The sequence below is a fragment of the Streptomyces sp. NPDC020898 genome, assembly GCF_044333925.1.
In the GTDB taxonomy this organism is placed as follows: domain Bacteria; phylum Actinomycetota; class Actinomycetes; order Streptomycetales; family Streptomycetaceae; genus Streptomyces.
Genome location: NZ_JBIRRV010000006.1, coordinates 14,302 through 25,298 on the forward strand (window position 1 = coordinate 14,302; position 10,997 = coordinate 25,298).

Genomic DNA, 10,997 nt, shown 5'->3' on the forward strand with positions numbered 1-10,997 from the left:
TCTGGGGATACTCACAGCATGTGTGCCGAGTACGCGACCTTCGGCCTGGCACCGGCGATGCGTGCCGGTGGAGTCCTCGCCAACGGTGACTACCAAGTCCACCGGGACTTTCTCGACTTCATCGTCGACGGACGTCCCCTCCTCTACCAGCTCTCCGACCTCGACGCGGTCTCCCCGCTCGCCTCCGACGTGCCGCCGTCGATCTTCACCGCCCAGGTCCGTGGCCTGCTCCTGGAGGGCGAGGCACCCCTGGAGGGCGGCCGGTACGTCATCTACGGCTGTCCCGAGTGCGCCGACCTGGCCTGCGGCGCCGTGACGGCGGCCATCGAGAAGGACGGCGACGACTATGTGTGGCGCGACTTCGCCTGGCAGACCGACACCCACGCCGACCTGGAGCTCAACGGCTACCACGGCATCGGGCCCTTCCGCTTCCCGGGCGCCGAGTACCGGGACGCGCTCGGCTCCCTCCTCGACACCGCGGAGGCCACCGAAGGCGCCGGTGCCGCCGAGCCCGGCGCAGCCCGCCGCCGGGTCCTGCTGATCGGCGCCCGGGTCGCCGTCCTCGCCAAACTCGCCGCAGCGCTGCGGATCATCGGCATCGGCGCGGACATCACCCGGGACGCCACGGACGTCCCCGCCGACGAACTGCGCGGCTACGGCGCCGTCGCCTTCGGCCGCGCGATCGACGAGCAGGAACGTGCCGCCGTACGCCGTTCGTTCGAAAGCGCGGGCGTCGAAGTGGCGTACGTCGACGGTCTCGCCCCGATCATTCCGCTCCTCGTCGCCCAGATCGAACACGCCCTGGACCGCAGCCCGTTGGAACGGCGCCGGCTCACCCGCCTGGTCGCCGCCGACGGCGAGGCGGGCATAGAGGTCACCTCCACCTGTCGCGTCCACCTCACCGCGTACCGCCTGGACCGCCTGTACCGCTCCCAGACACAGGAGGTCTTCGACGGCATCCTCGAACCCGGCCGCCACCGCATCGCACTGGACGCGAAGGCGGTGAAGGGGGAGTCCTTCATCGTGGCGCGTACGTCGGGAACCGTGCTGGTGGAGCCGATGGCCCGGTGAAATCCCCGACGCGGCGCACTGCGCGCGGCAGCTAGGCCCTGTCGTCACATTCCCGCCTGCCCTGCGACGCCATACGCCCTCTCGCCGCACCGGGCACAGACCCACGTACAACCAGTACGAGGGCCTGCGCCCGGCACTCCCCCAGCCTCCGGCCGGGGGGACCCCCAGAGCACGCTCCCCCACTCTCGGCTTCGCTCGAGCGGGAGGTGCCCCCACGCCGCCGCAGGGCCCGCCCTTCGGGCGGACGACGGGAATGTGACGACAGGGCCTAGGATCGGCCTCCTGATGACTGCCACCCTCGTCGCCAAGAACCTCGCCGCCGGCCACGGCGACCGCTCGCTCTTCTCCGGGCTCGACCTCGTCGTCGCGCCCGGAGACGTGATCGGGCTGGTCGGCGCCAACGGCGCGGGCAAGTCCACGCTGCTCAAGCTGCTCGCCGGGCTGCTCCCGCCCGAGCAGGGCGAACTGCGCCTCTCCCCGCCGACTGCGGCCGTCGGCCACCTCCCGCAGGAGCCGGAGCGCCGCGAGGGCGAGACCGTACGGGCCTTTCTCGCCCGCCGCACGGGCGTGGCCGAGGCCCAGCGGGTGATGGACGAGGCGACACAGGCGCTGGTGGACGGATCCCCCGGCGCGGACGACGCGTACTCGACGAGCCTGGAGCGCTGGCTCGACCTCGGCGGCGCCGACCTGGACGAACGGGCCGAGGAGGTCGCCGGCTCCCTGGCCCTGACCGTCGACCTGGACCAGCCGATGACGTCCCTGTCCGGCGGCCAGGCGGCCAGGGCGGGCCTCGCCTCCCTGCTCCTCTCCCGCTACGACGTTTTCCTCCTCGACGAGCCGACGAACGACCTGGACCTCGACGGCCTGGAACGCCTGGAGCGCTTCGTCAAGGGCCTGCGCGTCGGCACGCTCGTCGTCAGCCACGACCGCGAGTTCCTCACCCGCACGGTCACGAAGGTCCTCGAACTCGACCTCGTCCAGCAGCAGATCAGGCTGTACGGCGGCGGCTACGAGGCCTATCTGGAGGAGCGCGACGTCGCCCGCAGGCACGCCCGCGACGACTTCGAGGAGTACGCCGACAAGCGTTCCGCGCTCCAGGACCGGGCCCAGATGCAGCGCGGCTGGATGGACAAGGGCGTCAAGAACGCCCGGCGCAAGGCGAACAACGACAACGACAAGATCGGCCGCAAGTTCCGCAGCGAGGCCAGCGAGAAGCAGGCATCGAAGGCCCGCCAGACCCAGCGCATGATCGAACGCCTCGACGTGGTCGAGGAGCCCCGCAAGGAGTGGGAACTGCGCATGGAGATCGCGGCGGCTCCCCGCTCGGGCTCCGTGGTCGCGACGCTGCGGGACGCGGAGGTGCGCCGCGCGGGCTTCACCCTCGGTCCGGTGACCGCCCAGATCGACTGGGCCGACCGGATCGCGGTCACGGGCGCGAACGGCGCCGGCAAGTCGACCTTCCTGGGCGCCCTGCTCGGCCGCGTCCCGCTGGACGCGGGTCACGCCACGCTGGGCTCGGGTGTGGTCGTCGGTGAGGTGGACCAGGCACGCAAACTCTTCCACGGCCCCGAGGCCCTGCTGGACGCGTTCTGCGAGGCGGTCCCCGACACGGAACCGGCGGAAGTCCGCACGCTCCTGGCCAAGTTCGGCCTCAAGGCGGAACACGTCCTACGTCCGGCGGCCACCCTGTCCCCGGGCGAACGCACCAGGTCGGCCCTGGCACTCCTCCAGGGCCGGGGCGTCAACCTCCTGGTCCTGGACGAACCGACCAACCACCTCGACCTCCCAGCCATCGAACAACTGGAACAGGCCCTCGACTCCTACGAGGGCACCCTCCTCCTCGTGACCCACGACCGCAGAATGCTGGACGCGGTACGAGTAACCCGCCGCTTCGAGGTGGCCTCCGGCAAGGTGACGGAGCTCGCATAGCGAAACGGTTCTGGTGAAGGCAGGTGCGCGGAGTCGCCCCAAAGGGGCGCGGGGAACTGCGCGACCAGCCCCCATCGGCCCGCAGAAAACGAACCGCCTGCCCTGCGGAGCGCCCAGCACCGGGTGCCCCCTACAACAAAGGGCACCCAGCACCGGCCATCTCACCGCCGCTTGGGATCCACCAACCCCGCCTTCCGCAACGCATCCGCCATCGCACTGTTCCCCGGCGCGGGCGCCTGCTGCCGAGACCCCCCACCGGAGGCCCCTCCACCGGACCGTCCGCCCCCCTGAGTCTGCCCCTGCCCCTGTCGCTGGCCCTGCTGCCGAGGCTGCGGCGGACGCCCCCCACGCTGCTGAGGCCGGCCCCCGCCCTGCCCCTCGTCACCGGACGCCACCGCCTCGTCGTCCAGCCGCAGCGTCAGTGAGATCCGCTTCCGAGGAATGTCCACGTCAAGCACCTTCACCTTGACGATGTCACCGGACTTCACGACGTCATGCGGGTCCTTGACGAACGTCCTGGACATCGCGGACACATGCACCAGCCCGTCCTGGTGGACGCCGACATCCACGAACGCCCCGAACGCCGCCACGTTCGTGACCACACCCTCCAGCACCATCCCGGAGGCCAGGTCGCCGATCTTCTCGACCCCGTCCTTGAAGGTGGCCGTCTTGAAGGCGGGCCGCGGGTCGCGCCCGGGCTTCTCCAGCTCGCGCAGGATGTCCGTCACCGTCGGGAGGCCGAACTTCTCGTCGACGAAGTCATCGGGCCGCAACGACCGCAGCACCGCCGTGTTCCCGACCAGCGAAGCCACCGCACTCCCCGCCGACTTCACCATCCGCCGCACCACCGGATACGCCTCCGGGTGCACACTGGACGAGTCCAGCGGATCGTCCCCGCCCCGGATCCGCAGGAACCCCGCACACTGCTCGTACGCCTTCGGCCCGAGCCGCGCGACACTCTTCAACTGGGACCGTGACGTGAACGGCCCGTTGGCGTCCCGGTGCGCCACGATGTTCTCCGCGAGCCCGGAGGAGATGCCGGAGACCCGCGACAGCAGCGGCGTGGACGCCGTGTTGACGTCGACACCGACACCGTTCACACAGTCCTCGACCACCGCGTCCAGCGAGCGCGACAGCTTCACCTCGGACAGATCGTGCTGGTACTGCCCGACCCCGATCGACTTCGGATCGATCTTCACCAGCTCGGCCAGCGGATCCTGGAGCCGTCGTGCGATCGACACCGCACCCCGCAACGACACATCCATGCCCGGCAGCTCCTGCGAGGCGAACGCCGACGCCGAGTACACGGATGCGCCCGCCTCGGACACCATCACCTTGGTGAGCTTCAACTCCGGGTGCTTGGTGATGAGTTCACCGGCGAGCTTGTCCGTCTCACGGGACGCCGTACCGTTGCCGATCGCGATCAGGTCGACCGAGTGCTCCTTGGCGAGCCGCGCCAGCTTGGCGATCGCCTCGTCCCACTTGTTGGCCGGTACGTGCGGATAGATCACGTCCGTGGCGACGGCCTTGCCCGTCGAGTCCACGACGGCCACCTTCACGCCCGTACGGAACCCGGGGTCCAGCCCCAGCGTCGAGCGCGTGCCGGCCGGCGCGGCGAGCAGCAGGTCGCGCAGGTTCGCCGCGAAGACGTTCACCGCCTCGTCCTCCGCGACCGTGCGCAGTCGCAACCGCACGTCGATGCCGAGGTGCACCAGGATCCGGGTCCGCCAGGCCCAGCGCACGGTGTCCTTGAGCCACTTGTCGCCGGGACGGCCACGCTCGGCGATCCCGAAACGGTGGGCGATGATCCCCTCGTACGAGGAAGGGCCCTCCGTCTCCTCCTCCGGCTCCAGGACGAGGTCGAGGACGTCCTCCTTCTCGCCGCGCAGCATCGCGAGGATGCGGTGCGAAGGCAACGCGGTGAAGGGCTCGGCGAAATCGAAGTAGTCGGCGAACTTGGCGCCCGCCTCCTCCTTGCCCTCCTTCACCTTCGCGGCCAGCCGCCCGCGCACCCACATGCGCTCACGCACCTCGCCGATCAGGTCGGCGTCCTCGGAGAACCGCTCGGTGAGGATCGCTCGGGCGCCGTCCAGCGCGGCCTGCGGATCGGCGACGCCCTTGTCGGCGTCGACGAAGGCCGCCGCCGCGGCGAGCGGGTCCACCGACGGATCCCCGAGCAGGCCCTCGGCCAGCGGCTCCAGGCCGGCCTCGCGCGCGATCTGGGCCTTCGTCCGCCGCTTCGGCTTGAACGGCAGGTAGATGTCCTCCAGGCGGGCCTTTGTCTCGGCACCGCGGATCTGCGCCTCGACCTCGGGCGTCAGCTTGCCCTGCTCGCGCACCGAATCGAGGATCGAGGCCCGCCGCTCCTCCAGCTCCCGCAGATAGCGCAGCCGCTCCTCCAACGTGCGCAGCTGCGCATCGTCGAGCATCTCGGTCGCTTCCTTGCGGTAGCGGGCGATGAAGGGCACCGTCGAACCCCCGTCGAGCAAGTCGACGGCGGCCCTCACCTGCCGCTCCCGTACGCCGAGTTCCTCGGCGATCCTGCCTTCGATGGACCCTACGAGGGGTGTCGTCACGATCCCGTACCGCCTTCTCCACTGAGGTTGCGCGGCAATTGTGGCAGGTGGCACCGACAACCGGGGATCAGGGCGCGGGACCCGGCGGGCCCGGGGCGGGCCGCGGTTCAGGCCCGGCGGCCGCGGGTCGAGCGGGAGGCGCCGCCGAACAGCCGGGCCAGTGCCCGGAACGGCAGCGTCACGACGGTGGCTATGGCGCCACCGATCTGGCGCAGTACGTCTGCTATCGCACGGAACACGAAACTCTCCTCTCGGCTCCCGGCCGCCACGGCCGGAACAACCGGGTACCTCGGAGTCCGCCTCCCATGCGTGCCCGCTGCCGCCGCGCTGATGGCAGCAAAGGTGGGAAATTCGTCATTGCGGCCATCGAGCCGCTCGCCAAGAATCGGGACATGGCGCAGCGAACCGTCCTCGTCGTCCTCTTCGACGGCGTCCAGAGCCTCGACGTCACGGGCCCCGTCGAGGTGCTCGCGGGAGCCTCCCTCCGGCACCCGGGGAGCTACCGCATCCGTACGGCCTCGCTGACCGGCGATCCGGTACGCACCTCCAGCGGCCTCACCCTCGTACCGGACGGAACTCTCGTCGACGCACCCGCCCCGCACACCCTCCTGGTCCCGGGCGGCCGGGGCTCCCGCACCGCCGATCCGCGCCTGATCGACTGGCTGCGGGTCCACGGGCCGCGCGCCGAGCGGCTGGTGTCCGTCTGTACGGGGGCGATCCTGCTCGCCGCCGCCGGTCTCCTGGACGGCCTGCGCGTGACCACCCACTGGGCCTACTGCGACAGGCTGGCCCGCGACCATCCGGCCGTCGAGGTCGACCCCGAGCCGATCTACGTACGCGACGGGAAGGTGGCCACCTCGGCCGGTGTCACCGCCGGCATCGATCTCGCCCTCGCGCTCGTGGAGGAGGACCTGGGCCGTGACACGGCACTCGCCGTCGCCCGCCACCTGGTCGTCTTCCTGCGCCGGCCGGGAAACCAGGCTCAGTTCAGCGCCCAGCTCGCCGCACAGACGGCCCGGCGTGAGCCGCTCCGTGAAGTCCAGCACTGGATCTCCGAACACCTGGACGACGACCTGAGCGTCGAGTCCCTCGCCGCTCGCGCCCGTTTCTCACCCCGCCACTTCGCCCGCGCCTTCCGCACCGAGACCGGCACGACACCCGGCCGGTACGTCGACCGGGTTCGCCTCGAACACGCCCGCCGGCTCCTGGAGGACACCTCCGACGGTATCGAGGGGATCTCGCGCGCCAGCGGTTACGGCACCCCGGAGGCGATGCGCCGCGCCTTCGTCAGAAGCCTCGGCACGGCGCCGGCCGAATACCGCCGCCGCTTCCACCCCGCACCCACCGCCCGCTGAAAGGCATGTCATGCAGATCGCCCTGCTGCTCTTCGACCGCTTCACCGCCCTCGACGTAGTCGGCCCGTACGAGATCCTCAGCCGGCTCCCGGACGCGGAGACCGTCTTCGTCGCCGAGGAGACCGGGCCCGTACGCAACGACAGCGGCGCCCTCGCGCTCACCGCGGACCGCGCCCTGGCCGACGTGCCCAGCCCCGACATCGTGGTCGTCCCCGGTGGCCCGGGACAGTCCGCGCAGATGGACAACGAGACCCTCCTCGGCTGGCTGCGCGCCACCGACGCCACCAGCACCTGGACGACCTCCGTGTGCACGGGCTCGCTGCTGCTGGCCGCCGCCGGCCTGCTCACCGGCCGCCGCGCGACCTCGCACTGGCTGGCCCTGGAGCAGCTCACGAAGTACGGCGCCGAACCCACGGGGGAGCGGGTCGTGACGGACGGCAAGTACGTCACCTCCGCCGGCGTCTCCTCCGGCATCGACATGGCGCTCACCCTGGTCGGCCGGATCGCCGGCGACGAACACGCCCAGGCCGTACAGCTGGGGACGGAGTACGACCCGCAGCCGCCCTACGACGCCGGCGCCCCGCACAAGGCACCCGCGCACCTCGTCGAACTGCTCCGCTCCCGCAGCCGCTTCATCCTGACGTAGGCGGCACGGGCGACGCGGGCCCGGTCCAGGAGAATTCCGGGCGACGGCGCTCCAGGAACGCGGCGACCCCCTCGGCGGCCTCGCCGCTGCCGCGCGCCTGCTCGGACCAGTAGGCGTCCCGGTCGGTGCGTCCGTTCGCGAACTCCTTCGCCGCCGCCTGGGTCAGCCGCGAGCGCCCGGCGAGGACGCGCGTGAACTCCGCGACCCGCTTGTCGAGTTCACCCCCGGGCAGCACCTCGTCGACGAACCCGGTGCGCAGTGCCCGCTCCGCGTCGATCAACTCGCCCGAGAACAGCAGGTACTTGGCGGCGGCCGGACCCACCAGTGCCGCCAACCGCCGTGTGGAGGAGGCCGGATACACGAGCCCCAGCTTCGCCGGAGTCACCCCGAACAGCGAGCCCTCCTCGGCGAACCGCAGATCGCAGGCCGCCGCGAGCTGAGCCCCGCCGCCCACACAGTGCCCGCGAACCGCCGCCAGCACCGGCTTGGGAAAGGCCGCGAGCGTGTCCTCCGCCAGCACGGCCAGCCGCTGTGCCTCCTCCGGCGAGCCCCGGAGCGTGGAGATGTCGGCCCCCGCGCAGAACGTCCCGCCCGCCCCGGTGAGCACCAGCACGTGTACGTCCGGATCGGCGGCCAGCGTGGCGAGCAGCGGGGGCAGCGACTGCCACATGGCGGCCGTCATGGCGTTGCGCTTGGCCGGGTGACGGATGACGACGGTGGCGACCCCGTCGGCGGCACTGTGGGTCAGCTGCGGTTCCATGCGCGGGATCGTAGCCGCCGGGGCCGAGCGCCCGACGGAGGGCGGTGGCAAACCCGTACAACCCGAATAGTTCATGAAGTCGGCACGAAACAGATATATGCGGTCGCGTACGTACCTGTGCCGCACGTCATCTCTCAGAAGCGCTCGATACGTGCTGACTTCTGTTCAGTTCTCCGGTGGGGACTCGCCGTTACCAACACTCATCGTGTGGTGACAATCGAGCGCGAGGGTGGCGACCGGACGATGGACGACCATGGGCGCGGGTCCGACTCACGCCCAGCGGATGACGGCGTACCCGTGGAGCGCAGACCCCCGGATCTGCTTCCCTACGAAGGGGTCTGGAGGTTCACCGCTCCCGCCGTCGACGCCTCTGTCCCGCAGGCGCGGCACGCGGTCCGGGATCTGCTGTACCGGCAGGGCGTGCCCGCCTCGCAGGACCTGGTGCAGGGGCTCCTGCTGATTGTCTCGGAGCTGGCGACGAACGCCGTCCGGCATGCGGCGCTCCTGTCTCCGACACTCGCCGTGGAGGTCGCCGTCGGTGCCGAGTGGGTGCGGGTGTCCGTGGAGGACAACCACCCCTACCGCCCGACCGCCCTGGAGGCCGACCACGGCAGGACCGGCGGGCGCGGTCTGCTGCTGGTCCGCGAGATCGCCAGGGAGGCGGGCGGGGTGTGCGACATCGAACACACGGCGAGCGGCGGCAAGGTCGTCTGGGCCGCCCTGCCGCTCAAACCCGCAGAGGCGGTGCCGTAGCCCCGGCGAGCGGGAGAGTCACCAGCCGGCCGGCGTGCCCGTCAGCTCCCGGACCGCCGGGCGCGCCGCGTCCAGCACGGTCATGAACCAGGCCGAGAACGGGTCCTTCGCATGCCGCTGGGCCAGCTCGGCCGGGGTCACGAGGGCCGTGTCGCCGACCTCCTCCGGGTCCGGCATGAGCGGCGACTGCACCAGCCCGACGAACAGATGGTTGTACTCCTGCTCCACCAGGCCCGACTCCGGGTCGGGGTGGTTGTAGCGGACCGTGCCCGCCTCGGCGAGCAGCGACGGGGAGACACCCAGCTCCTCGTACGTCCGCCGGGCCGCCGCCGCGAAGGGCGCCTCGCCGGGGTAGGGGTGTCCGCAGCAGGTGTTGGACCAGACGCCGGGGGAGTGGTACTTGCCCGGTGCGCGCTGCTGGAGCAGCAGCCGGCCCTGCTCGTCGAAGAGGAAGACGGAGAACGCCCGGTGCAGCCGGCCCGGTGGCTGGTGGGCGGAGAGCTTCTCGGCGGTGCCGATCGTCGTGCCGTTCTCGTCGACCAGTTCGAGCAAGATCGCTTCTGCGGTGCCGTTCGACGAACTGTTGTGCGTCGCGGTGGCAGGTGTGATCGGCATACCCATCCTTCGCCTCGGTCTTCGAGTCCCAAGTCTGCCGTACGAATCCGGCACTCCCGGCACGTGACGGCGCTCCCGCACGTCCGGTACGAAAGCGGCCCGATAGTCCATCGTGCCCCCGTGGCCCGGACGGGAACCGCCCGGCAGGGGGGCTCGAAGAAGGGGACGCGGGCGCGCGCCGGACGGCTGCGTTCCGTCAGCGATCCGCGCGCAGCAGGTTCAGTGGCACAGTTTCGCCTCGTGCTCGGCGTGCCCGGTGGGCTCCAGCTGGAAGGTGCAGTGCTCCACGTCGAAGTGGTCGCCCAGGCAGCCCTGGAGCTCGTGCAGCATCTTCTCGTGCCCTATCCCGCTCAGCACCTCCGAACTGACGACCACGTGCGCCGACAGCACCGGCATCCCGGAGGTGATCGTCCAGGCGTGCAGATCGTGTACGTCCTCCACGCCCGGCAGCGCCACTATGTGGGCCCGCACCTCCGCCATGTCGACGTCCCGGGGGGCGGCCTCCAGAAGCACGTTCAGGGTCTCGCGCAGCAGCTTCCAGGTGCGCGGCACGATCATCAGACCGATGACGACCGAGGCGATGGGGTCCGCTCGCTGCCAGCCCGTGGCCATGATGACCACCGCGGAGATCAGCACCGCCAGCGAGCCCAGCGCGTCCGCCGCCACCTCCAGGAAGGCGCCACGCACGTTCAGGCTCTCCTTCTGGCCGCGCATCAGCATCGTGAGCGAGATCATGTTCGCGACCAGGCCGATCAGGCCGAAGACGACGGTCACTCCGCCCTCGGTCTCCGCGGGCGTGATGAACCGGTGGATCGCCTCGTACAGGACGTATCCGCCGACGCCGAGCAGCAGCAGACAGTTGGCGAGCGCGGCGAGGATCTCGGCGCGGGCGTACCCGAAGGTGCGGTTGCCGGTGGGTGGGCGGTTCGCGAAGTGGATCGCGAGCAGGGCCATGCCGAGGCCCAGCGCGTCCGTCGCCATGTGCGCCGCGTCCGCGATGAGAGCCAGCGAGTCGGCGAGGACCCCGCCGACGATCTCGACGACCATGACGGTGAGCGTGATGGCCAGCGCGAAACGCAGCCGCCCGCGGTACGCCGCTGCCGCCGTACCCGTGGCCGGCGCGCCGTGCGCGTGACCGTGATCGTGCCCAGCCCCCATGGAAGCCGCCTCCTGTGTTGGTCCCGAATCCCGTCCCGGGATCACAGTGAACTACGGGCGGGGGGTATGTGGCAACGCGGCACTGAACACCGTTGTCATGTGCCCTGACCTGCGAAAATCAAACGCAGGGCAGG

At 70.9% G+C, this 10,997-nt stretch carries 10 protein-coding genes; 5 read left to right on the forward strand and 5 right to left on the reverse strand.

The genetic code is table 11. From position 1 onward, the window contains the following. Window positions 1-18 precede the first annotated feature (18 nt). Window positions 19-1,071: an oxidoreductase gene (locus ACH4TV_RS20035; protein ID WP_398399820.1), complete on the forward strand. Its 1,053-nt coding sequence runs from the start codon at window positions 19-21 to the stop codon at window positions 1,069-1,071. A gap of 285 nt (window positions 1,072-1,356) precedes the next feature. Beyond that, the gene (locus tag ACH4TV_RS20040; RefSeq protein WP_398399822.1) at window positions 1,357-3,000 is read left to right on the forward strand and encodes an ABC-F family ATP-binding cassette domain-containing protein; all 1,644 of its coding nucleotides are present in this window, start codon (window positions 1,357-1,359) and stop codon (window positions 2,998-3,000) included. Window positions 3,001-3,161: 161 nt separating this feature from the next. On the opposite strand, the gene ACH4TV_RS20045 is transcribed toward ACH4TV_RS20040, so the two are convergent. Next, the gene (locus tag ACH4TV_RS20045; protein ID WP_398399824.1) at window positions 3,162-5,576 is read right to left on the reverse strand and encodes a Tex family protein; all 2,415 of its coding nucleotides are present in this window, start codon (window positions 5,574-5,576) and stop codon (window positions 3,162-3,164) included. Between the two features lie 107 nt (window positions 5,577-5,683). Beyond that, window positions 5,684-5,815, reverse strand: a complete 132-nt coding sequence (locus ACH4TV_RS20050; RefSeq protein ID WP_398399826.1) for an LPFR motif small protein — start codon at window positions 5,813-5,815, stop codon at window positions 5,684-5,686. Between the two features lie 153 nt (window positions 5,816-5,968). On the opposite strand from ACH4TV_RS20050, the gene ACH4TV_RS20055 reads away from it, so the two are divergent. Next, window positions 5,969-6,931, forward strand: coding sequence for a GlxA family transcriptional regulator (locus ACH4TV_RS20055; protein WP_398399828.1), 963 nt, complete (start codon window positions 5,969-5,971; stop codon window positions 6,929-6,931). Between the two features lie 10 nt (window positions 6,932-6,941). Then, a complete protein-coding gene (locus tag ACH4TV_RS20060) occupies window positions 6,942-7,577 on the forward strand; it encodes a DJ-1/PfpI family protein (RefSeq protein ID WP_398399830.1) in 636 nt (211 codons plus the stop codon). Here ACH4TV_RS20060 and ACH4TV_RS20065 read toward each other — a convergent pair. Then, entirely contained in the window at window positions 7,564-8,337 is a 774-nt protein-coding gene (locus ACH4TV_RS20065) for an enoyl-CoA hydratase/isomerase family protein (protein WP_398399832.1), read from the reverse strand. The two genes, ACH4TV_RS20060 and ACH4TV_RS20065, sit on opposite strands and share 14 nt — an antisense overlap. Before the next feature lie 243 nt (window positions 8,338-8,580). Between ACH4TV_RS20065 and ACH4TV_RS20070 the strand changes: the two genes are divergently transcribed. Beyond that, window positions 8,581-9,090, forward strand: a complete 510-nt coding sequence (locus ACH4TV_RS20070) for an ATP-binding protein (protein ID WP_398400702.1) — start codon at window positions 8,581-8,583, stop codon at window positions 9,088-9,090. Window positions 9,091-9,108: 18 nt separating this feature from the next. On the opposite strand, the gene idi is transcribed toward ACH4TV_RS20070, so the two are convergent. Both idi and ACH4TV_RS20080 read right to left on the reverse strand, forming a co-directional pair. After that, window positions 9,109-9,705, reverse strand: coding sequence for an isopentenyl-diphosphate Delta-isomerase (gene idi / locus ACH4TV_RS20075; protein ID WP_398399834.1), 597 nt, complete (start codon window positions 9,703-9,705; stop codon window positions 9,109-9,111). Between the two features lie 219 nt (window positions 9,706-9,924). Continuing rightward, window positions 9,925-10,863, reverse strand: coding sequence for a cation diffusion facilitator family transporter (locus tag ACH4TV_RS20080; RefSeq protein ID WP_398399836.1), 939 nt, complete (start codon window positions 10,861-10,863; stop codon window positions 9,925-9,927). Between the last annotated feature and the right edge of the window lie 134 nt (window positions 10,864-10,997).

What these genes read in the sequence shown, in the direction of transcription:
- ACH4TV_RS20080 (WP_398399836.1), bottom strand. Translation starts at nt 10,863, where the DNA reads ATGGGGGCTGGGCACGATCACGGTCACGCGCACGGCGCGCCGGCCACG.
- ACH4TV_RS20040 (WP_398399822.1), top strand. Translation starts at nt 1,357, where the DNA reads ATGACTGCCACCCTCGTCGCCAAGAACCTCGCCGCCGGCCACGGCGAC.
- ACH4TV_RS20060 (WP_398399830.1), top strand. Translation starts at nt 6,942, where the DNA reads ATGCAGATCGCCCTGCTGCTCTTCGACCGCTTCACCGCCCTCGACGTA.
- ACH4TV_RS20065 (WP_398399832.1), bottom strand. Translation starts at nt 8,337, where the DNA reads ATGGAACCGCAGCTGACCCACAGTGCCGCCGACGGGGTCGCCACCGTC.
- ACH4TV_RS20070 (WP_398400702.1), top strand. Translation starts at nt 8,581, where the DNA reads ATGGACGACCATGGGCGCGGGTCCGACTCACGCCCAGCGGATGACGGC.
- ACH4TV_RS20035 (WP_398399820.1), top strand. Translation starts at nt 19, where the DNA reads ATGTGTGCCGAGTACGCGACCTTCGGCCTGGCACCGGCGATGCGTGCC.
- ACH4TV_RS20055 (WP_398399828.1), top strand. Translation starts at nt 5,969, where the DNA reads ATGGCGCAGCGAACCGTCCTCGTCGTCCTCTTCGACGGCGTCCAGAGC.
- idi (WP_398399834.1), bottom strand. Translation starts at nt 9,705, where the DNA reads ATGCCGATCACACCTGCCACCGCGACGCACAACAGTTCGTCGAACGGC.